19 protein-coding genes, 1 tRNA gene and 1 riboswitch are annotated in these 20,252 nt (G+C 59.8%); of the genes, 3 read left to right on the plus strand and 17 right to left on the minus strand.

All coding sequences use genetic code 11. The features are described from left to right. Positions 1 to 11 precede the first annotated feature (11 nt). Positions 12 to 782: a trans-aconitate 2-methyltransferase gene (gene tam, locus AC0ZWN_RS05025; protein ID WP_476334265.1), complete on the plus strand. Its 771-nt coding sequence runs from the start codon at positions 12 to 14 to the stop codon at positions 780 to 782. Between the two features lie 291 nt (positions 783 to 1,073). On the opposite strand, the gene AC0ZWN_RS05030 is transcribed toward tam, so the two are convergent. Further along, complete coding sequence (locus AC0ZWN_RS05030) at positions 1,074 to 1,811, minus strand: class I SAM-dependent methyltransferase (RefSeq protein ID WP_476334266.1); 738 nt, start codon at positions 1,809 to 1,811, stop codon at positions 1,074 to 1,076. Between the two features lie 563 nt (positions 1,812 to 2,374). On the opposite strand from AC0ZWN_RS05030, the gene AC0ZWN_RS05035 reads away from it, so the two are divergent. Then, on the plus strand, positions 2,375 to 2,737 hold the full coding sequence (locus AC0ZWN_RS05035) for a DUF6124 family protein (RefSeq protein WP_093438463.1): 363 nt from the start codon (positions 2,375 to 2,377) through the stop codon (positions 2,735 to 2,737). Between the two features lie 76 nt (positions 2,738 to 2,813). Here AC0ZWN_RS05035 and AC0ZWN_RS05040 read toward each other — a convergent pair whose 3' ends face one another. The 16 genes from AC0ZWN_RS05040 to AC0ZWN_RS05115 all read right to left on the minus strand — a co-directional run bounded on the left by AC0ZWN_RS05040 (position 2,814) and on the right by AC0ZWN_RS05115 (position 19,426). Next, positions 2,814 to 4,073 carry a type II toxin-antitoxin system HipA family toxin gene (locus AC0ZWN_RS05040; RefSeq protein WP_476334268.1) on the minus strand — a complete coding sequence of 420 codons (1,260 nt, stop codon included), beginning with the start codon at positions 4,071 to 4,073 and terminating at the stop codon, positions 2,814 to 2,816. Then, the gene (locus tag AC0ZWN_RS05045; RefSeq protein WP_007911474.1) at positions 4,066 to 4,383 is read right to left on the minus strand and encodes a helix-turn-helix domain-containing protein; all 318 of its coding nucleotides are present in this window, start codon (positions 4,381 to 4,383) and stop codon (positions 4,066 to 4,068) included. The genes AC0ZWN_RS05040 and AC0ZWN_RS05045 overlap by 8 nt, the downstream gene beginning before the upstream one ends. Before the next feature lie 143 nt (positions 4,384 to 4,526). Beyond that, positions 4,527 to 4,934: a type II toxin-antitoxin system HicB family antitoxin gene (locus tag AC0ZWN_RS05050; RefSeq protein ID WP_186623803.1), complete on the minus strand. Its 408-nt coding sequence runs from the start codon at positions 4,932 to 4,934 to the stop codon at positions 4,527 to 4,529. A gap of 48 nt (positions 4,935 to 4,982) precedes the next feature. Beyond that, positions 4,983 to 5,132 (minus strand): type II toxin-antitoxin system HicA family toxin, encoded by a 150-nt coding sequence (locus AC0ZWN_RS05055; protein ID WP_322847290.1) that lies wholly within the window; start codon positions 5,130 to 5,132, stop codon positions 4,983 to 4,985. 226 nt (positions 5,133 to 5,358) lie between these two features. Continuing rightward, positions 5,359 to 5,432, minus strand: a tRNA-Gly gene (locus tag AC0ZWN_RS05060). Positions 5,433 to 5,590: 158 nt separating this feature from the next. After that, on the minus strand, positions 5,591 to 6,475 hold the full coding sequence (locus AC0ZWN_RS05065) for an alpha/beta fold hydrolase (protein WP_093438451.1): 885 nt from the start codon (positions 6,473 to 6,475) through the stop codon (positions 5,591 to 5,593). A gap of 316 nt (positions 6,476 to 6,791) precedes the next feature. Continuing rightward, positions 6,792 to 7,484 carry a pseudouridine synthase gene (locus tag AC0ZWN_RS05070; protein WP_476334269.1) on the minus strand — a complete coding sequence of 231 codons (693 nt, stop codon included), beginning with the start codon at positions 7,482 to 7,484 and terminating at the stop codon, positions 6,792 to 6,794. 33 nt (positions 7,485 to 7,517) lie between these two features. Then, on the minus strand, positions 7,518 to 7,748 hold the full coding sequence (locus tag AC0ZWN_RS05075; RefSeq protein WP_064119704.1) for a cysteine-rich CWC family protein: 231 nt from the start codon (positions 7,746 to 7,748) through the stop codon (positions 7,518 to 7,520). Next, a complete protein-coding gene (locus AC0ZWN_RS05080) occupies positions 7,741 to 9,228 on the minus strand; it encodes a sensor domain-containing diguanylate cyclase (protein ID WP_093438442.1) in 1,488 nt (495 codons plus the stop codon). Before AC0ZWN_RS05080 ends, AC0ZWN_RS05075 begins: the two co-directional genes overlap by 8 nt. A 385-nt stretch (positions 9,229 to 9,613) precedes the next feature. Further along, positions 9,614 to 11,386, minus strand: coding sequence for an allophanate hydrolase (gene atzF, locus AC0ZWN_RS05085; protein ID WP_476334271.1), 1,773 nt, complete (start codon positions 11,384 to 11,386; stop codon positions 9,614 to 9,616). A 24-nt stretch (positions 11,387 to 11,410) separates the two neighbouring features. Next, positions 11,411 to 15,058: an urea carboxylase gene (gene uca / locus AC0ZWN_RS05090; protein ID WP_476334272.1), complete on the minus strand. Its 3,648-nt coding sequence runs from the start codon at positions 15,056 to 15,058 to the stop codon at positions 11,411 to 11,413. 277 nt (positions 15,059 to 15,335) lie between these two features. After that, positions 15,336 to 15,977: an urea amidolyase associated protein UAAP2 gene (locus AC0ZWN_RS05095; RefSeq protein ID WP_099758246.1), complete on the minus strand. Its 642-nt coding sequence runs from the start codon at positions 15,975 to 15,977 to the stop codon at positions 15,336 to 15,338. Between the two features lie 11 nt (positions 15,978 to 15,988). Then, positions 15,989 to 16,714 (minus strand): urea amidolyase associated protein UAAP1, encoded by a 726-nt coding sequence (locus AC0ZWN_RS05100; protein ID WP_476334273.1) that lies wholly within the window; start codon positions 16,712 to 16,714, stop codon positions 15,989 to 15,991. A 25-nt stretch (positions 16,715 to 16,739) separates the two neighbouring features. After that, positions 16,740 to 17,528 (minus strand): ABC transporter ATP-binding protein, encoded by a 789-nt coding sequence (locus tag AC0ZWN_RS05105; protein ID WP_476334274.1) that lies wholly within the window; start codon positions 17,526 to 17,528, stop codon positions 16,740 to 16,742. Continuing rightward, a complete protein-coding gene (locus AC0ZWN_RS05110; protein ID WP_016984721.1) occupies positions 17,525 to 18,340 on the minus strand; it encodes an ABC transporter permease in 816 nt (271 codons plus the stop codon). The genes AC0ZWN_RS05105 and AC0ZWN_RS05110 overlap by 4 nt, the downstream gene beginning before the upstream one ends. A gap of 18 nt (positions 18,341 to 18,358) precedes the next feature. Then, positions 18,359 to 19,426, minus strand: coding sequence for a putative urea ABC transporter substrate-binding protein (locus AC0ZWN_RS05115; protein ID WP_476334275.1), 1,068 nt, complete (start codon positions 19,424 to 19,426; stop codon positions 18,359 to 18,361). 63 nt (positions 19,427 to 19,489) lie between these two features. After that, a riboswitch (guanidine-I (ykkC/yxkD leader) is annotated at positions 19,490 to 19,590 on the minus strand. A 283-nt stretch (positions 19,591 to 19,873) separates the two neighbouring features. Here AC0ZWN_RS05115 and AC0ZWN_RS05120 point away from each other — a divergent pair. Next, positions 19,874 to 20,137 (plus strand): hypothetical protein, encoded by a 264-nt coding sequence (locus tag AC0ZWN_RS05120; RefSeq protein WP_476334276.1) that lies wholly within the window; start codon positions 19,874 to 19,876, stop codon positions 20,135 to 20,137. Positions 20,138 to 20,252 lie beyond the last annotated feature (115 nt).

Genomic DNA, 20,252 nt, shown 5'->3' on the forward strand with positions numbered 1-20,252 from the left:
AGGAGAACGCAATGAGTTGGTCCGCCAAACAATACGTCGCTTTCGAAGATGAACGCACCCGCCCGGCCCGCGATTTGCTGGCGGCGATTCCCACGGCTGAAGCGCGAACAGTGGTCGATATCGGTTGCGGTCCCGGCAACTCGACTGAGTTGTTGGTGCAGCGTTTTCCCGGGGCGAAGGTCAGCGGGCTGGACAGCTCGGCGGACATGATCGACGCGGCTCGCAAGCGCTTGCCGGATTTGCGCTTTGATGTCGCCGAGATTGATCAGTGGGCCGATGCCGGGCCGTTCGATGTGATCTTCGCCAACGCCGTGTTGCAGTGGGTGCCGGATCACGCGACGCTGTTGCCGGCGTTGGCCCGCAAGTTGTCGGCAGGCGGCAGTCTGGCGATCCAGATGCCGGATAACCTCAATGAACCGTCTCACCGTTTGATGCGTGAAGTCGCTGCGAATGGTCCGTGGGCGAGCAAGCTTTCAGGCGCTGCGGGGCAGCGCACCGACATGGCGAGTGCCAGCGATTATTTTTCGATGCTGCGACCACTCTGTACGCGGGTCGATGTGTGGCGTACGACCTATCACCATCAACTGTCAGGCGGGGCGGCGGGGGTGGTGGAGTGGTTCAAGGGGAGCGGGTTGATTCCGTTTTTGAATCCGCTGACCGAGGCGGAAAAGGCGCAGTACCTGGAGCAGTATCTGGCGGAGGTCGGGAAGGCTTATCCGGCATTGGCGGATGGTTCGGTGTTGTTGCCATTTCCACGGTTATTCATTGTCGCGACGCGCTGAAATCAATTGAGTCTGTTGTTCGGCTTGAGATTTTTGGTGCGCTCTCGGACGGCCCCCTCACCCCAGCCCTCTCCCAAGGGAGAGGGAGCCGATTGGTGTTTTTTTCAAAACCTGAGTTCGGCTGGATTTCGCACGTCGGCGTAGCTCGTACTGGCACTGCAGTCAGTCCCCTCTCCCAAGGGAGAGGGAGCCGATTGGTGTTTTTTTCATAACCTGAGTTCGGCTGGATTTCGCACGTCGGCGTAGCTCGTACTGGCACTGCGGTCAGTCCCCTCTCCCTTTGGGAGAGGGTTAGGGTGAGGGCTTCTGCACCGCCACCAACATCATCATCGGCCGCTCCCGCTCTTCTGCCAGCGCCGGTTGCGCCGTCACTTCAGCATCGCTCGGCCCCCATTCATTGACATGTCGAATCGTGAACCCTGCGTCGATCAGCGAATTGAGCAATGTCCCGACCGTACGATGCTGCTTGATCACGCCCTCGGCCAACCAGTTCGTAACCCGCTCACCCTCCAACTGATAGCTGTCCAGCGGCCAACGCTTGTTACCTTCACTATCCACCAACCAGCCCGGATTACGCGGCGCCATGAAGATTGGATGCTCAATGGAAAACACAAAGTGCGAGCCCGGTTTCAGCGCTGTGTACAGGCGCGCAAACAGCCCCGGCAGATCCTTGATGTAATGCAGCGCCAGCGAGCTGTAAGCCAGATCGAAACTGCAAGCGGGCAGGTCGAGCTGTTCCAAGTCGGCGCGCTCATAACGAATGTTCGCCGCCGTCGTGGTCGCACGCGCGCGCTCCAGCATCTTCTCCGAGACATCCAGCCCCAAGACACTGGCCGCGCCATTCTCAATGGCCCAGCGACTGAACCAGCCATAACCGCAGCCCAGATCCACCACGTTCAGGCCGTGCATGGAGGGCAACAGCGCCTTGAGCGCTGGCCACTCCGGCGCCGCGTCGAGGCCGCCGATGGAACGGTTCATCTGGCTGTAACCTTGGAAGAATTCGGGATCGTCGTAAATATTTTGCGTCATGGTGAAGGCTCTTCTGAGTTCGGTCGTCAGCGGCAAAGTGGCCGCGATTGGAATCCCTCGAAAGTGATGGCGCGTATTCGTCGATGGCCGCGCAGGGGGAGGGTGGTGGGTGATGAGGAAATGCTAGTTGGTCGGGTGGGAGGTGGAAACCAGTGGAGTGTTATGGATCTGTAATGTCGGGGAGATCGCTATATTTTATCGCCGCGTAAACGTCTTCCGAGCGAAGTGTTTAAAGGCGTGCAGTGTTACGTCCTGACGCCTACAAATCCTTGCGCCGTTGCCTACCGCTACGCCAGAATCCGCCGGCTTGTGCGCCTTTGGGGCAGTCGGTAACTTGGTTCGCGTCACTGATTTCCAGTGATCGGGTTTAGCAGCCACGCGTTTCCACCAAATCGTACGAGCGTCATTTAGCCAGGTTCTCCTGTGCTTAATGGTGGCTGTGCGCATGGCACCCTCGGGTGCGCCGGGATTTTGGTGGATTCGCCCGGTCTGCTAACTTGCGTACAGCCGCCACCCTTTCGTGTAGCAGCGGAATGGTCGTAGCCCTATTCGGAATACACCAAATGTTCAAAGTAACGCCCAATCCGCCAGAAACCGATCCGGCATCCCCCTACGAATCACCCAACTCAAAGAAATTCCACGAAGCCGCCGAACGCGCCCTCGACCACTATCTAAGCCCCACGGCCAGAATCATGGGTTCCACCCACGAACCCGAACCGATGTACCTCGCCAATCCTGCCTACGACACCGAATCCTTGCTGGCCAACGCCAGCGAAACACTCGGCTCGGCGACCACCATGCTCAACAACTTCGCCGCGTTGCTCGACACCTCACACCGCAAGACTGCACTCGGCATCGCGCAGGTCGTCATGTTGGGGGAATTGGCGGTGAATCAGGCGCTGGATAAGGTTGTGCCGGCGGGTTAACCCTTTCGCTTCAAGAAGCCAAAGAAACCGGCCAATGAGTGCCGGTTTCTCGAGACTGCTACGTGGCAGCACGAATTCAGGCAAGTAGCCCGATGTTTTGGTCGATGCGTTGTTGAATGGTGCGCAAGGTTTCCTGGGTGATCACGCCTGGATACAAACTTTCAGCCATGGCTGAGAATCGGCTAGCTACCTCGCAAAATCGGTCAATGATGTCGGCGGCCGTAGCGGCGTTTACTTCAGCCTCCACTGCAAGGTTGAGCAGGTTTTTTCTGCCAATTTCCAAGGCTTCACCCATCACGTCCATCTGGTGATAGCCTCCCGGCCCCTCGCAGAAAGTGACGTCATAGGCCGGCGCTAATTTCCAGTCTCCGCCAGGCGACATGATGTAAGCAAAGTTCTTCGGATGGTCGTCTCGGTTATTGAATGCGACATTGAAGACGACCCGCTCAAACGCTACGGCTTTCTCTCGTACGTCATTGCTGCACTTATGAGTCGCACGCAAGAAGTTGACGTAGTCCAGCGCCCCTGGGGATCTGAAATCCGCACCGGTAAAGGCTGCAAGACTCTGCATGGGCACCCGCAAGTCGTTTTGTCGGTCAAAGCGTTTGGTGGCAAAAGCGGCCATTCCCTCAGACAGGCTGAAATAACGAGTGTCAGGAGTCTGGATACCGCACAAGCGTAAACATTCGGCATAGACCATTTCGATGGCGCACACCTCGGGATGTTCTTGCTGAGCCGGAAACTTCACCAACCAGGCTTCGAAACCGGGAGTGGCAGCCGTAGTAAAGGCGTCAGTGTGCGGATCGCGATACACCAGCGCTTTGGGTCGGGCGCCCTGTGGAGAGCCTCCGACCAGTAGCAGCTTCTGGAGAAGCTCTCCACCTTTACCTTTGAGTACCTCCTGCACTTCGGATGCGAGCAAGTCGATGGGAACATGCATTTGCGGTTCCAGCGCCTCGGGTGCAACAGGTTCAAACGACATGGCCCCCATGGCATTGTTGCCAATGTAGGCTAGCCGCTCCAAGGGGCCTATGCGCGCGGGGTTGAGGCCTCGACGTTTGAACAATCGGTCCATCAGCAACATGCCCCAGCCATCTGGCAGCGAGTCATAAACCGGCCCAGGCAGTCCCAGCTGATGTGACGGGAAATCCCGGTTTAACCTGGCTCCCTGTAATGGAAGCCTCAAGGAGGAGAGTTCCAGCCCTCTGTTTTTTGCCTCATCGCTGTACTCAAACATGACCTGCGGGCGACCGGTCAGGGCTTTCGTCGAAGCAAGTGTGCCCCACCGCCAACGTTCACCCCAGCCCTCGTAGTAGACGTCAACTTGTTCAAGCATTGTCGGCTTTCCTTTTGATGCGATGACGCTTGGCCGTTTTTTCGTAGCGAATGATATCGTCCAGAGTTTCGAGCCTTGGCAGAAACAACCCTTCGAGTTCCTTTTCGCGCCCGAGAACCATCGCCACTCGCACCATGTTGTCGAAACTCACATTACGACCGGCTTCAAGGTTTGACACCGTATTCGTCGCAATGCCCGCGCGAGCGGCCACGTCTGCCTGTGTCATCTCCAAAGCCAATCGTTCTGTGCGCAGGCGGTGGCAAATCCGTTTGACGATCTCGCTTGCGGTGGTGAGGCTTAAATCCAGCATGTCGTGTGTACCGTCGGCGTTCAGTTTTGATTGTCAGTACACAATATACTGTGGATTAAACCTGAAAATATCATTTAACTCACAAGAAAATGTAATTAGGTTTAATGGGTAGGATAGGCCGGCACGGGTTGACGCGCCAAGGTTCAACCCTGCTGCAAAACTTTCAGAGCCGCCGACGCCAGAAAGCCCGAGCGGCTTTTCTCTTCCGGGTGGTGCAACACATATTCGTCAATGCGGTTAAGCAAGTGCCCCGGCAAAGTGATGTTGAGTTTCTGGGCTTTACCCAAGTACTTCACGACATCTATATCGACCACGGCCCATGCACATCCTGCGTACTTCGGATTAGCGACGTTCACGCCAAGTTTGCTCGCAGGCGGGATCGGCGCACCGTCCTCAGCCAAAATTTCGAAATGCCCCTCGATGGCTTCGCGAGCCATGGCGACGGCATCATCCAGATCATCGCCAGCCGAAAAGCAGCCCGGAATGTCCGGCACCTCCACGCCCCAGGCGTGTTCCTCATCACCTATTGAAATCGCAATCGGGTAGAGCATATTCGTTTCCTCCATCGTGCCGATGACCTGAACAAGTCAGAGCAGCGCTTATTGCAAAATACTGATGGCCGTTTTCTTCAACAGATTTTTCTTCGGATGCGGCACAGTGACCAGTCCAGGCTTGACTGGTTGTTTGAAGTGATGGTGGCTGCCTCTGACCCGCACTAAAGACCAACCGTCTGCGACGAGCTGGCCTATACCTACTTGGCTTTTTTGATCAACACTATAACCACCAAGTGGTCATTGTCCGTCATTCGGCTCAGAGGTTTGAATCCCCAAGGATTCAGAGTGTGTTGCAGGTTTTTGCATTGTTTCGAAATGCAGCATCGGATTTTTTCAGGCACAAAAAAACCGGCCATCAAGGCCGGTTTTTTCTGTTCCTGCATCTCCCGTCAAAAATCACAACGTGAGACCAATATTCGAGTGGAGCGGGTAGAGGGAATCGAACCCTCGTCGGAAGCTTGGGAAGCTACTGTTCTACCATTAAACTATACCCGCTCAGAGCGGCTGACTTTGTACCAGACTCGGCCACGGATTTGAAGTTTTTCTTTTGCTCATGAACGCTTTAAATCACTGAAAACGGTCAATCGCGGGCGAGCGCTGCGGTGAGAAAAGCCAAATCCCAACCCCACAGCCTCGCTCGCGACGACACCCTTTCAAATAGCCAATGCATGTTGATCCTGAACAAACGAGTAACGCGTTCGGCTAGCCTGCTGCGCCGGTTTCAGAAAGCCAAGCAAGGCGTTCTGGCTATCGCGACACGCGGCCTTGTGTTCCATGTCGAGAAAATGCCCGGTGGCCTGCAGCGTGGTGAACGTGCTCTGCGCCACGTGGTTGCCAAACAGGCGTGCATCTTCGGCTGCGGTGTACTCGTCCCATTCGCCGTTTAGAAACAGCACTGGTACGTTGATCTTTTTCGCTGCGTTCAGATAGCACTGCCGATCGCTGTGCAGCACGTCGCTGATGTGGAAGTGCATCTGCCCGTATTCGTGCTCGGCGAGGCTGCTGACGTGGCGATAGTTGAAGCGTTTGAACAACGACGGCAGGTGTTTGCCGATGGTGTTGTTGACCAGATGGCCGACGCGGTCGCCGTCGCGCTGGCCGAGGTAGTCGACGCCGCGTTCGAGGTAGTCGAGCATGTGCGCGTTGATTACTGGCGAGAACGAGCTGATCACCGCCCGTTCGATGCGCCGTGGCTGGTGGGCGAGGGCGACCAGGGTCGCGGCGCCGCCCCAGGAGAACGACAGCACGTGTTCGGCGGCGAAGTGGTCGATCAGCTCGAGCAGAATCTGCCCTTCGACATCCTTCGTCAGATGTTTCTCGTGGCGGTTGTGGGCTTTTGACCGGCCCGCGTAGGGCTGGTCGTAGCAGACCACGTTGAATTGCGGGTGCAGATTTTTCACAGTCTGTGCAAACGACGCAGTCGTGGCCATCGAGCCGTTGACCAGGATGATGGTCTTTTCTGCGGCGTCTGCGCGATAGAACTCCGTGTAAACCCGATACTGACCCTGTATATCCAGCACAGCGATTTCTGGCCTCATGTCATAAGACTCCTGGCAAGCAAGCGGGTATGCGCGCAAATAGAGATTGCACGAGCTTTGTGACAGGTAGGCATACGCCTGGAATTTGCTTGGCCCATGTCGATCCATGACTGCGGTCGACGGGTGTTGTTATTGGCGGGCAGTCTGCCGGCTGAGGCGGAGCCTTGAAGGCTCTCTACCGACAAAAAGTTTCTTGGATGTCTGTTGTGACTCATCGGTCACAATCTGGCCGACGTCCTGATTCAAGCAGGGGAGTAGGGATCGCGCAAGTGCCGTTGGTAAATTGTTCGACAACTTCTGCTGAGCGGTCGCGGGCTTAGAACAAATGGATCTCTTCGGTGCGCAAAGCGCGGTACTCGCCCGGTTTTAGCGCGTTATCGAGGTGCAGAAGCCCCATGGATTCGCGGTGCAGGCGCAGGACTTTGTTGTTGAAGAAACCAAACATGCGCTTCACCTGATGATAGCGGCCCTCGACGATGCTCAGCCGCGCCGAGCGTGGGCCGAGCAGCTCCAGGTGCGCCGGCTGCGTGGTCAGGTCTTCGAAGGCGAAGTAGATCCCCTCGGCAAAAGTACTCGCATATTGCGCGCCAATCTCCTGCTCGGTCTCGACGTAGTAGACCTTTGGCAGTTTGGTCTGCGGCTGAGTCAAGCGGCGCGACCACGCGCCGTCGTTGGTGATCAGCATCAGGCCGGTGGTGTTGAAGTCCAGGCGTCCGGCGATGTGCAGGTCGTCCTTGTCCGGCTCATCGATCAGGTCTAGCACCGTCGGATGCTGCGGGTCACGCGTGGCGCTGACGCAGCCCGGCGGTTTGTGCAGCATGAAATAGCGTGCCGGTTTGCCGCTTTGCAGGACTTCGTCATCGACTTCGACACGGCTGAATTCCAGCACTTCGCTGTGCGGATCGCTGACGACTTTTCCGTCAATCCGCACACGCTTTTCCACCAGCAACAGACGAACCTGCTGACGGTTGTAGCGGGGCAGGTTGCTGAGGAAACGGTCGACGCGCATGTTCAGGTTTCAGTGAGTGGCGGGGCGCGCATCTTACGGGATCGGCCGCTTGGCCGCTTGCAGTTGCGCCTCGACTTGCGCGCAACGCGGGCACAGGCAGGATTGGTTGCGCAGTTCTGGCGGCAGCGCTTCAAGCACGGCCGGATCGATGCTCACGCCATAGCACCAGCATTCGCGGTCGGCGGTGCGCGGGTCGGCCAGACTGCAGTCGTTGCGGGCGCCGCAGGCCGGGCAGTGGTCGGGTTTAACGTCGGAATCAGGCATAAGTCGAGTGAGGCATTTCCACGCAGGTGCGGTTGCGGCCGGTTTGTTTGGCCCGGTACATCGCATGATCGGCCCGCGACAGCAAGCTGTGCAAGGTGTCATCGCGTTGCAGGGTGGTGGCGCCGATGCTCACCGTCAGATTGAGGCTGTGGCCGTCGTAGGCATATTCGTGTTGTTCGACGTGTTGGCGGATCTTTTCGGCAATTTTCTGACCGGTATCGCCGTCGGTGTCCTTCAGTAAAACGATAAATTCCTCACCACCCCAGCGGCAGACAATGTCGGCATGGCGCAGGCAACTTTGCAGATCGCGGGCGAAACCGATCAGCACCTGATCGCCGGCCATGTGCCCGTAGGTGTCGTTCAACACTTTGAAGTGATCGAGGTCGAGCAGCAACGCGGTTAAAGGTTTGGTCTCGCGTCGGGCTTCGTGCAGGGCCTGCGCGGCGAGAATATCGAAGCCTCGGCGGTTGGGCAGCTCGGTGAGGCTGTCGAGTATGGCCTGCGCCTGGATTTTGCTTTGGTAGCGCTTGATCACGCGGTTGAGCAGCGCCAGCACAATCAGCGTCACCAGCAGGCAGATCAGTAGATTCAGATACAGCGACTGGCGGATCTCACTCAGCGCGCCGTCTTCGCGTTTATCGACAAACAGATACCAGTTCAACTCAGGAATAAACCGCACGTTGAGAAAGTGCCCCTGGCCGTGGGCGGAGTATTCGTAGCTGCCGCTGTGCGGTTTCGGCAACTGGCTGACCAGGCTTTTCATGCTCTCCAGTTCACTCAGGCTCTGACCGATGTGCGCGCTTTCAGGCCCGCCTTCGGCGCCGGTCAGGACCAACCGGCCAAAGGTGTCGACGAAGTACACGCTGCGTTGATAGCGCTGTTGATACTTGTCGATCAGCTTGATCACCGCGTCCACGGTCAGACCGACCCCGGCCGCGCCGATGAAGCGGTTGTGGTAGTCGTAAACCTTGTAGTTGATGAAGAAGGTCAGGTTGTCCTTGTTGGCCAGATCCGGGTCGACGTTAATCTCATACGGATCCTTCATGTCGCGCACGCGGAAGTACCAGGCGTCGCGCGGTTCATCGACCTTGACCTGCTTGAGCACGCCTTTGGCGTGGTAGTAGGTGTGGGTGCTGTTGGAGACGAAAAACGCGGTGTAGGCGCCGTAGTGGGTCATGACCTCGTCGAGGTAGCGGGTCATCTGCTCGGGGTTTTGTTCGCCGTTGACCACCCAGTCGCGCATGAAGGTGTCGCGGGACATCATCGAGGAAATCAGGATCGGCCGGACCAGGTCTTTCTGGATTTCCGAGTACACCGTGTCGGACGTCAGCGGCAGTTCAGTGTTGACGATGTTGTCGCGAATCGACTCGCGGGAGGCGTAGTAGCTGAGCAACGACGTGGCGAGGAAACCGGCGCCGAGCAGGGCGATCAGCGTCAGGACCAGTGAGCGTTGCGAGTACAGGGGAGAACGAAGCGGCATGGCGGTTCCGTTGGCAGTGGCCCGATGGCATGCATTCTAGTGGGATGGCCGGGAAAAGCCTGCGGGATTTATGCCTGAAATGGCGGGGGATATGACGTAGAGGGTGTGTCAGGAGGATAGCTCCCTCACCCCAGCCCTCTCCCGGAGGGAGAGGGAGCTAGATTGTGGTGATTTCAAAAAGTGTGTTCGACTCGGTATCACCGAATGGCAACCACCTGACAAACACCTCGGTCAGTCCCCTCTCCCGGAGGGAGAGGGAGCTAGATTGTGGTGATTTCAAAAAGTGTGTTCGGCTCGGTATCACCGAATGACAACCACCTGACAAACACCTCGGTCAGTCCCCTCTCCCTCCGGGAGAGGGCTAGGGTGAGGGCTGGTTTCTGGATCAGTTCCGAGTCTCAAGATACGCCCGCCATCCCCCCAAATGGCTGATGTCCAGCGCACCCTCCAGACCATACGGCTCGCAGATAAACCCGCTCTCCCAACGTCCGTCCGCCAGTTGCACTTTGCCCAGTCCCAGCGGCGCCGGAATCCCGGTGAGGAACGAACCCAACTCACTGCTCGGCAATTCCCACACCTCCACCGCAATCGCCACGCCGCCATCCTTGACCCGCACCATCCCCGGCCGCAATGGCGGGCCGCCGGCCAACGCATACAGTTGATAGTCCGGCGAACTCAACGTCGTTTCCAGCAAGCGCCCACCCCGCTGGGTCAGTTGCCAGTTCAACGCCAACCCTTGCAGATGCGCGCCACACACCACGATGCGTGCGCGATCATGGCGAGCTGCGTTCGCTGGTGTCGGCAGGTCGGAATCCAGCTGACGCTGCAGCGCATCGGCCACGCTCAGCAGGTATTGATCGGTGAACGCCCGGCCAAACAGCGTCACGCCCCACGGCAAACCGTTGGCCATGAACGCGCTCGGCACGGCGACGGCGGCGTAGTCGAGCAGGTTCATGAAGTTGGTGTAGTAACCCAGTTCGGAGTTGCGCAGTACCGGTTCGGCGTGCAGTTCGGCCAGTGTCACCGGGCGGCCGATAGTCGGTGTGAGTACGCAGTCGAGGTCTTCGAGGGCCTGATCGCACAGGGCTTTCAGGGCTTGCAGCCGATACTGCGCACGGAAGGTCTGCACGCCGCTCACCGCCGGGGCTTTCGCCAGCACGGCTCGAATCACCGGTAACACCGCTTCGGGATTCTGCTCCATCAACTCACCCGCCACGCTATAGCGCTCGGCAACCCACGGCCCTTCGTAAAGCAGGCGCGCGGCTTCAAGGAAGGGCGACAGATCCAGTTCGACCGCTTCGCCACCCAATGCCTTGAGCCGGTCGATGGCATCGCCGAACAACAACGGGCCTTCGACGCAGCCGAAAAACTCAAGGTCCTGCGCGCGCGGCACACCGAAACGAAACGCCCGTGGCGCACCAAACGCCGAGCCGTCATTCCACGATGGATTGCGGCGGCTGTATTCGTCGCGCGGATCTAGTCTGGCGGTCAGCGCCAGCAACTGACTGGCCTCACGCGCTGTGGCGGTGAACGTGGTCACGCAATCCAGCGTGCGACACGCCGGCAGCACACCGGCGGTGGAGATCAGCCCTTTGCTCGCCTTCAACCCGACCAGATTGTTCAGCGCCGCGGGCACCCGACCGGAGCCTGCGGTGTCGGTGCCCAAGGCAAAACTCGCCACGCCCAACGCCACCGCCAGCGACGAACCGGCGCTGGAGCCACCGGACGGATATTCCGTCAGCACGCTGTTCGGGCACGCGCCATAAGGCGAGCGGCTGCCGTTGAGGCCCGTGGCAAATTGATCGAGATTGGTCTTGCCCAGCGGAATCGCGCCCAAGGCGATCAACTGCTCGACGATGGTCGCCGAGCGTTCCGGCACATAAGCAAAGTCCGGACACGCGGCGGTGGTCGGTATGCCGGCCAGATCGATGTTGTCCTTGATCGCAAACGGCACGCCGTACAGCGGCAAGCTGTCGAGGTCGCGACCGTCGAGGGCAGCAAGGTAGGGCTCCAGTTCTGCGACGCTGAGCAGATGAATGAACAAGTGATAATCCGGGTTCAGCGCGGCGGCTTTTTCCCGTAGTTTCAGCAGCAGTTGGCGCGGTGTGGTGTCGCCATTGCGATAGGCCTGGCGCAGTACATCGAGTTGCAGATTCATGAGTTGATCCTTATCCAATTGGCTTCAGTCGAGTTCCAGCACCACGACGCGTTGTCCGGCGCGTACCGCCGAACCGGGCTGCACGCGGATCTCGCGCACCACCCCGGCCAGCGGCGCGAGTACCGGGATCTCCATCTTCATCGACTCGAGAATCACCAGCACATCGCCCGCTTCAACGCGGCTACCGGCCTCGACCTGCACCTGCCAGAGATTGCCAGCGATGTGGCTGTCGACGCTGTGTTCACCGTCGGCCAGTGGCGCATCCTCGGTCGATTCCGGCACGGCTTCTTCGCTGTCGAAATGCGCCTGACCGCTGGCGATCCAGCGTTCGCGTTCGGCGTTGAAGGCGCCCTGTTGCTGGGCACGAAAGGCACTGATGCCTTCGGCTTCGCGATTGAGAAAAGCCTGATAATCGGCAAGGTTGAGCTGGATGTGTTCGATGTTCAGCTCGAAACGCCCCAGCGGAAAATCGCGGCGGATGCGCAGCAGTTCTTCGGCGCTGACCGGGTAGAAACGAATCTGATCGAAGAAGCGCAGCAGCCACGGTCTGCCATCGAACGCAGCGACTTCGCGGTAGCGATTCCACATCTGCAGAGTGCGCCCGACAAACTGATAACCGCCGGGGCCTTCCATGCCATACACGCACATGTAGGCGCCGCCGATGCCCACCGAGTTTTCAGCGGTCCAGGTGCGTGCCGGGTTGTATTTGGTCGTCACCAAACGATGGCGCGGATCCAGCGGCGTGGCGACTGGCGCTCCGAGATAAACGTCGCCAAGGCCCATCACCAGATAGCTCGCATCGAACACCGTGCGCTGCACTTCGTCGAGATTCGGCAGGTCGTTGATGCGGCGGATGAACTCCAGATTGCTCGGGCACCAGGGCGCGTCTTTACGCACGGTGGTCATGTATTTCTCGATGGCCAACTGGCAAGCCGGGTCGTCCCAGGACAGCGGCAAATGCACGATGCGTGACGGTACTTGCAGGTCGTTGGCGGCGCACACCGCGTCCCACTCGCCAGCGATGATGCCGAGCAGATCGGCCAGCGGCAGTTGCTCGGGCTGGTAGTGGATTTGCAGCGAGCGAATGCCGGGGGTGAGGTCGATCACGCCGTGCAGGGTTTTGAGTTCCAGCGCTTGCATGAGGGCGTGGGCGCGGAAGCGCAGAACCAGATTGAGTTCCGGCTCGCCGATTTCCAGCAACAGATGAGTATCCCCGGAGACCCGTGCAACAAGCCGCCGATCCCCCTGACCCAAATCCAGCACTACAGGTGACATCAAACCCTGTGGGAGCGAGCTTGCTCGCGAATGCGGTGTGTCAGACACATCAATGTTGACTGACACGGCCTTCTCGCGAGCAAGCTCGCTCCCACAGGGGAGATCCCATCTCAGGGCGAGATCGCGGGCGGTCTTGAGGTCGACAGGAATGAACTGGATTTTATCGCCCGCCTTGAGCTGTCCAAGCTGCCAAAGATCCGCTTCGATCACCGTCACCGGGCACACGAATCCGCCAAGGCTCGGGCCATCCGGGCCGAGGATCACCGGCATATCCCCGGTGAAATCCACCGCGCCAATGGCATACGGATTGTCGTGAATGTTCGACGGATGCAACCCCGCCTCGCCACCGTCGGCCCGCACCCATTCCGGCTTCGGCCCGATCAGCCGGACACCGGTGCGGCTGGAGTTGAAATGCACTTCCCACTGAGTTTGAAAAAAAGTGCTGATGTAGTTTTCAGTGAAGTATTCCGGTGCCGCGTGCGGGCCGTAAATCACCCGAATCTGCCGCACTGCCGGCAACGCGGTGATGTGCTGTTCGGCCAGTTGCTGACCCGCACTGCGGTCCTTCAGCGCAGCGATATGCAACACGTCCCCGGCACGCAACGCCCGACCACCGTGCCCACCAAACTGACCCAGAGTGAAAGTACTTTTGCTGCCCAGGTAATCCGGCACCTGCAAGCCACCGCGCAGACACAGATAACTGCGTGCCCCGGCGCCGCTGATGCTGCCCAGATGCAACGTCGCGCCAGCGGGGATCAGCAACGTGGTGTTCATCGGCACGCTTTCGCCCTCAAGCGTCAGGCCAATCGGCGCCCCCGTCACCGCGACCACCGCCGCACAATTGAAGCGCAGCAAAGGTCCGCTCATGGTGATTTCCAGCGCCGCCGCACCTTCAGGATTGCCGAGCAGACGATTGCCCAGACGCAATGCACGGCTGTCCATCGGCCCCGACGGCGGCACACCGACCGCCCAATAACCGAGGCGGCCGGGATAGTCCTGCACACTGGTTTGCGTGCCGGCGCTGAGCACTTCGAAGGTGTTGGCGCGATAGACCAGATTCTCCAGACAACGGGTCCACGGCTCACCGCTGGCGAATGGCGTGTCGAGCAAAATCTGCCGCAGGTAATCACGGTTGGTTTCCACACCGTACAACAGACTTTCGCCCAGCGTTTTATGCAGCTCGGCGCGCGCCTGTTCGCGAGTCGGCGCCCAGGTGATGACCTTGGCGATCATCGGATCGAAGTACGGCGGGATCTCGCAACCGGCCTCGACCCAGGTATCGATGCGCAGTTGAATGCCGTTGGCCGGCGGAAACTCCACCGCCGTCAGCAGGCCCGGGCTCGGCTGGAAATCGCGCCCCGGATCTTCTGCATACAGCCGCGCCTGAATCGCATGGCCCTCGGGTTGCAAACCACATATGAGTTCGCTCAGCGGCGGCAGATCACCGGCCGCCAGCTCGACCATCCAGCGCACCAGATCGACGCCCCAGACTTGTTCAGTGACGCCGTGCTCGACCTGCAAACGCGTGTTCACTTCGAGAAAGTAAAAGCGCTGCGCCTCGCTGTCGAAGACGAATTCCACGGTTCCGGCGCTGCGGTAGTTCACCGCTTTCGCCAGCTTGATCGCCGCCGTGCACAGCTCTTCGGCCATGCCGTCTGGCAGGTTCGGCGCCGGGGTTTCTTCGAGGACTTTCTGATTGCGCCGCTGCACCGAGCAGTCGCGCACGCCGAGGGCGATGACTTCACCGCGACCGTCACCGAACACCTGAACCTCCAGATGGCGGGCGCGCTGGATGTACTTCTCGATGAACACGCCAGCGTCGCTAAAGTTGTTCTGACCGAGACGTTTTACCGCTTCGAAGGATTCGCTCAATTCGCTGGCGCTGCGGCACACGCGCATGCCGATGCCGCCACCGCCGGCGGTGCTTTTCAGCATCACCGGGTAGCCGACCTGTTCGCCGGCAATCAGCGCGGCGTCGAGGCTGTCGAGCAGTTCGGTGCCTTCGAGCATGGGCACGCCGTGCTGTTTGGCCAGCGCACGGGCGGTGTGCTTAAGGCCGAATACGCGCAGTTGTTCCGGCGTCGGGCCGATGAAAGCGATGTTGTGCGCTGCGCAGGCTTCGGCGAACGCGGCGTTTTCCGAGAGAAACCCGTAACCGGGATGGATCGCCGTGGCGCCGCTTTGTCGGGCGATGGCGAGGATTTTATCCACTGCCAGATAGGTACCGGCAGCGGCGCCTTCACCGAGGCTGTGCGCTTCATCGGCGTGCAGAATGTGCAGGCTGGCGGCGTCGGCTTCGGAATACACGGCCACGCCTTTGACCTGCAGTGAAGCAAGGGTGCGCAGGATGCGGCAGGCGATGGCGCCACGGTTGGCGATGAGGACTTTTTTGAACATGGCATAACCCCTGAAGGGGAAGCGGGCCGTCCCGCCGTTTTTCGACAGACATCCGGGCCGTCCCGGATGAAAAAACACTTCAGATCACCACCGATCCCTTGTAGGAGTGAGCCTGCTCGCGATAGCGTCGGATCAGTCAAAACTGATGTGTCTGACCCACCGCTATCGCGAGCAGGCTCACTCCTACAATTGGGTCTGTGGTGGTTTCACTTTTTCAGGCACTGCCCGGAACGCGCCTGGCACAGTGCAAACAACCAACGGCGTAAACGGCGGATAGTCAGTTCCATACCAGTAGCTCCGCAGGTGTCGGGTTATAGGCGTTGCACGGGTTGTTCAACTGCGGGCAGTTGGAAATCAGCACGATCACGTCCATCTCCGCGCGTAAATCGACGTACTTGCCCGGCGCCGAAATCCCGTCCTCGAAGGTCAGCCCGCCATCCGCCGTCACCGGCACATTCATGAAGAAATTGATGTTCGGCCCGATGTCGCTTTTGCCCAGTCGCCCATCATGGGCACAAGCGCGCAGGTAGTTGTCGCGGCAGCTGTGCATGTAGCGTTTTTCCAGGGCGTAGCGCACGGTGTTGCTCTCTTGTGCACAGGCACCGCCGAGGGTGTCGTGGCGTCCGCAAGTGTCGGCGACGATGGTCAGCATCGCGTGGCCGAGGTTGGAATACAGCACGCTGCCGGTGCTCAGGTAGACGCTGTTCTGCCGACGCAAGGTGCGCTGCACGTCGTAGCGTTCCTTGGGATTGGCGAGGCTGTAGAACAACGTATCGATGGCCTGATTACCTTCCAGATCGAGGATGCGCAGGGTCTGGCCGGCCTTGACCTCCATCAACCAGGGTTCACCGGCCGGGATCGTGGCGCGGTAAACCGCTGTGTCGGGTTGGTTTTGCGAAGTGGCGATAGCAACTGACATGGCAGCGATCCTCAGGCAAACAAACGGTCGGTGTTGATAAAGCCGCGCTCATTTTCCGGGCGCGAGGTGCGGCAGTGTTCGGCGACGCTGGCGTCGGCGTTCATCCAGCTCAGCTTCAGTGGTTTCGGTGCGTATTCCGGCGCCGGATCCATCGGGTGCTGCAGCGCAGTGAGCACCACCAGTGTGTCCATCGGCGCGTACAGTTCGATGTAATCGCCGGCCTTGGAATTGCCTTCGACGAAGTGGAAACGCCCGGCCTCGTCGACGTTGACGCGACTGAACAGATTGAGCGTCATCAATAGGTCGGAGAGGCCCAGGCCCCACTTGCCGAGTTCCACCAGCAGGTTGTCGGTACCGTTGCGGAAGAAGCCGTTGCGCAGTTCCTGATAGCGGCCCTGACCGTACTTCTGCGCGACTTCTTCGGCGCAGAGCACGCCGCCGAGGCTGTCGCTCCAGCCGCAGGTGTCGGCGGTGATCGCGGCGAGGACGCGGCCCATGTCCGAGTACAGGCAATGGCCCCTGGTGAGCTTGGCGGTGTGTTGGCATTTGAGGCTGTCGGGCAGGTTCAGCCGCTCGGTTTTTTCATTGGCGTTGAGCAAGGTCAGGCTGACGTTGGCGCCGCCGCGCAGATCGGTCAGGCGCAGCAATTGACCGCGCTTCAACACGAAAGAGCGATGGCCGCCGCCGGGAAGCATTTCTTCGGCGAAAGGTGGGAACAGTTGGGTCGAATCAGTCATCGGCTTATTCATCGGAGCAGTCCTCTCAAGCGGTGCGAAGGGCACCTGCCAGTGGCAACGGCAGGGCGTCGACGGCGGCGCGTTGGGCGCGGCGGTCGCTGTTCAAAGGGATGTCGTAGGTGATGCGCGCGCCATAGGCGCCGGGGGCGTGCGGGTCGAGGCGAACCTTGTCGAACACCAGCAGACGCGTGCCGAGGCTGAAGCCTTCGGACAGGTCATGGGTGACCATGAACACCGTCAGTTTGGTTTCGCGCCACAGCTCCAGCAGCAAGGCGTGCATGTCTTTGCGGATGCCCGGATCGAGCGCGCCGAACGGTTCGTCGAGCAGCAGCACGCGCGGTTTCATGATCAGTGCCTGGGCAATCGCCAGCCGTTGCTGCATGCCGCCGGACAGCTGCGCCGGGTACTTGTCCAGCGCATGGCCGAGGCCAACTTTATTCAGCAATGCTGCCGCTTGTTCGCGAGCTTCACGTTTGGCGCTGCCGAACAGCCGACCGAGCAATGGCGCACGCGGCAGTTCGAGGCCGAGGGCGACGTTGTCGAGCACGCTCAAATGCGGGAACACCGAGTAGCGTTGGAACACCACGCCACGGCTGGCATCCGGCTCGCTGGCGAGCGCTTGGCCGTCGAACAGAATCTCGCCGCGACTCGCCGTTTCCTGGCCGAGCAGCAGACGCAGGAAGGTCGATTTGCCGCAACCGGACGCGCCGACCAAGGTGCAGAACTCGCCCTCGTTGACGCTCAGGTTCAAGCCTTCCAGCACCACCTGATCGGCGTATTGCTGCCAGACGTTTTTCACGGTGATGAAGCTCATTTGGCCGCCCCCTCATACCAAGGGAATGCGCGACGGGTCAGGTATTTCAGGCCCCAATCCATCAGCCAGGCGAGGAGGGTGATCCACACCACATACGGCAGGATCACGTCCATCGCCAGATAACGCCGGACCAGAAAAATCCGGTAGCCGAGGCCGTCGGTGGAGGCGATCGCTTCGGCGGCAATCAAAAACAACCACGCCGAGCCGAGCATCAGCCGCAGCGAGATCAACAAACGCGGCAACAGTTGCGGCAGCACTACGCGCAGCATCAACGTCCAGGTTGAGGCACCGAGGGTCTGCGCTTTGATCAGCAGTTCGACGGGGATTTCCCGCGCACGCTGTTCAAGGTCGCGAGCGAGCGCCGGGGTGATGCCGATCACGATCAGCATGACCTTCGACAACTCGCCCAGACCGAACACGATGAACAGAATTGGCAGGATCGCCAGCGGTGGCACCATCGACAGCACCGTCAGCAGCGGCGACAACGGCGCACCGAACAACGGCAACGTGCCGGCAGCGATGCCCAGGCACAGCCCGGCCAGCGCGGCGATGCCAAGGCCGATAGCCAGACGCCGCAGACTCGACGCGGTGTCCTGCCATAACAGGTAGTCACCGGTGCGACTGTCGGCATTGAAGGCCAGGCGTTTGACCGCGTCGGTCATCTGTACGGCGCTCGGCAGCAGTTTGTCGTTGGGGTTGTCCGCCAGGCGCTCGGCCGAGCCCATGAAGTAGGCAAACAGCACCAGGGCGAACGGCAGGATCACCAGCAACAGGCGACTCGGGCGATCCGGGTGGCGATTGATCAGGCGCATGGCCAAATCCTCCGTGGCTTACAGCTTGGCGTCGGCGGCCATCTGCACGTAGGTCGGATCGAAACGCAGCTTGAGGTTGCCGGTATCGCCACTGGTCACGCCGTTGGCGAAGGCCATGCCGACCGCGCTGGTGTCTTTCGCGCCTTCGCCGAGCAAGCCGTGCTGGAAGGAGAATTCGGCGACCTTACGCATGGTTTCCGGCAGCTGTTTGCTGGTGGCGAAACTCAGCGCTTCGCTCGGGGTGGCGAACAATTTGGTGGTGTCGAGTTGTGCCTGGAATCCGGCCAGATCCGTGCCCGAGGCCTTTGCCATGTGCTCCAGCGCAGCTTTGCTCGCGGCGTTCTTGGCGTTCATCAGCTCGACCACTTCGAACCACGCGCCGGTCAGCGCTTTGCCCAGCGCCGGGTTGTCTTTGAGGGTGGCGCTGTTGACCACCATCATGTCCATGATCTCGCCGGGAATCTGACTGGAATTGAACACTTCGGTCACGCCCGGCTTGGCCTTGATGTCCGAGAGCATCGGGTTCCAGGTAGTGACGGCGTTGACCTGTTCGGTGTTGAAAGCGGCGGAGATATCGGCGTCGGAAGTGTTGACCACTTTCAGGTCTTTCTCGGTCAGATCGACCGAATCCAGCGCGCGGGCCAGCAGATAGTGCGAGACCGACAGTTCGACCAGATTGACGTCCATGCCCTTGAGGTCGGCGACTGTCTTGCCCTCGCCCTTGAGGACAATGCCGTCGTTGCCGTTGGAGAAGTCGCTGACGATCAGCGCGGTGCTGTCGACGCCGCCGGCGGCCGGAATGGTCAGCGCATCCATGTTGGTCATGGTGCAGCCGTCGAACTGGCCGGCGGTGTACTGGTTGATCGATTCGACGTAGTCGTTGAGCTGCACGACGTCGATCTTGATCCCGTACTTCTTCGCCCATTTGTCGACGATGCCTTGGCTGCCGGCGTATTCCCAGGGCATCCAGCCGGCGTAAATCGTCCAGCAGACGCTGAAATGGTCTTTCTGGGCGGCGGGGGATTGCGTGCTGATGAGCGCGGCGAACGCAGCGGCGAGCAGGGCGGGCAAACGTAGTCGGGTCATGGTGGATTCTCCAGTTGATCAAGGGCGGACAGGAAGGCAACGCGGCACCGCGAACGGTGGCTTGTCTCCCGGGCTTTTGTCCCGCCGTGTAACCTCAACTGGAGGTCGCCAACTCTCGGACCAGCCACTCGCGATTGCGAGCCGGAACCCTAGTCAGCCATTGCAAATTGTGGTGCCGCGAACCTGTGATGACTCCTGCACGGGTTTGCTAAAGCGAGACGCGTGCCAAGTCGCGTCAGGCGCTCTGGCACGGGCGCGCGGGTTGCCTAGGGTTGGTGGCGAGGCTGCTGAGGCGCTTTGTGTTGGTGCGCCGCTGCACCGTCATGCAGCGTGGTTGCCGCTGATCTGATGGTTTTGCGCTGTTGGCACTCGGCATGGCTTCGCCAGTCAAAACAGATGTCAGCCGGTCTGTGCCGACTGCTGTCGCGGGTCTTTCAGGAGGCCGCCATGCTTATTCAAAAAACATTGCGAAGGGTGCTGCTGGGAGCGGTGCTCGGTTTGGGTCTGTCCGGTTGTTACTACTACGCCGGACCCTACGGCGGTTACCCAGCCACTTATTACTATCCCGGCTATTACTCACCTTATCCGTACGGCAATTATTACGGCCCCCGCTACTACGGCGGCGCGCGTTATTACTACGGTGGCTACGGGTATCGAGGCGGTTACGGACGGGGTTATCACGGCGGCGGATATCACGGTGGGCAACATTAATCAGCGGCTGAATGACAGCGTTTTTGCGGATGAACAAGGTTTCATAGATCACTTGTTTCAACTTGTTGCAGGAACGCACCAGATGCCGAAAACGCTGTCTGATTTTTCGACAGTC

It is taken from the genome of Pseudomonas sp. 3B-A001-10F (assembly GCF_056313565.1).

What these genes read in the sequence shown, in the direction of transcription:
- tam (WP_476334265.1), top strand. Translation starts at nt 12, where the DNA reads ATGAGTTGGTCCGCCAAACAATACGTCGCTTTCGAAGATGAACGCACC.
- AC0ZWN_RS05030 (WP_476334266.1), bottom strand. Translation starts at nt 1,811, where the DNA reads ATGACGCAAAATATTTACGACGATCCCGAATTCTTCCAAGGTTACAGC.
- AC0ZWN_RS05035 (WP_093438463.1), top strand. Translation starts at nt 2,375, where the DNA reads ATGTTCAAAGTAACGCCCAATCCGCCAGAAACCGATCCGGCATCCCCC.
- AC0ZWN_RS05040 (WP_476334268.1), bottom strand. Translation starts at nt 4,073, where the DNA reads ATGCTTGAACAAGTTGACGTCTACTACGAGGGCTGGGGTGAACGTTGG.
- AC0ZWN_RS05045 (WP_007911474.1), bottom strand. Translation starts at nt 4,383, where the DNA reads ATGCTGGATTTAAGCCTCACCACCGCAAGCGAGATCGTCAAACGGATT.
- AC0ZWN_RS05050 (WP_186623803.1), bottom strand. Translation starts at nt 4,934, where the DNA reads ATGCTCTACCCGATTGCGATTTCAATAGGTGATGAGGAACACGCCTGG.
- AC0ZWN_RS05065 (WP_093438451.1), bottom strand. Translation starts at nt 6,475, where the DNA reads ATGAGGCCAGAAATCGCTGTGCTGGATATACAGGGTCAGTATCGGGTT.
- AC0ZWN_RS05070 (WP_476334269.1), bottom strand. Translation starts at nt 7,484, where the DNA reads ATGCGCGTCGACCGTTTCCTCAGCAACCTGCCCCGCTACAACCGTCAG.
- AC0ZWN_RS05075 (WP_064119704.1), bottom strand. Translation starts at nt 7,748, where the DNA reads ATGCCTGATTCCGACGTTAAACCCGACCACTGCCCGGCCTGCGGCGCC.
- AC0ZWN_RS05080 (WP_093438442.1), bottom strand. Translation starts at nt 9,228, where the DNA reads ATGCCGCTTCGTTCTCCCCTGTACTCGCAACGCTCACTGGTCCTGACG.
- atzF (WP_476334271.1), bottom strand. Translation starts at nt 11,386, where the DNA reads ATGAATCTGCAACTCGATGTACTGCGCCAGGCCTATCGCAATGGCGAC.
- uca (WP_476334272.1), bottom strand. Translation starts at nt 15,058, where the DNA reads ATGTTCAAAAAAGTCCTCATCGCCAACCGTGGCGCCATCGCCTGCCGC.
- AC0ZWN_RS05095 (WP_099758246.1), bottom strand. Translation starts at nt 15,977, where the DNA reads ATGTCAGTTGCTATCGCCACTTCGCAAAACCAACCCGACACAGCGGTT.
- AC0ZWN_RS05100 (WP_476334273.1), bottom strand. Translation starts at nt 16,714, where the DNA reads ATGACTGATTCGACCCAACTGTTCCCACCTTTCGCCGAAGAAATGCTT.
- AC0ZWN_RS05105 (WP_476334274.1), bottom strand. Translation starts at nt 17,528, where the DNA reads ATGAGCTTCATCACCGTGAAAAACGTCTGGCAGCAATACGCCGATCAG.
- AC0ZWN_RS05110 (WP_016984721.1), bottom strand. Translation starts at nt 18,340, where the DNA reads ATGCGCCTGATCAATCGCCACCCGGATCGCCCGAGTCGCCTGTTGCTG.
- AC0ZWN_RS05115 (WP_476334275.1), bottom strand. Translation starts at nt 19,426, where the DNA reads ATGACCCGACTACGTTTGCCCGCCCTGCTCGCCGCTGCGTTCGCCGCG.
- AC0ZWN_RS05120 (WP_476334276.1), top strand. Translation starts at nt 19,874, where the DNA reads ATGCTTATTCAAAAAACATTGCGAAGGGTGCTGCTGGGAGCGGTGCTC.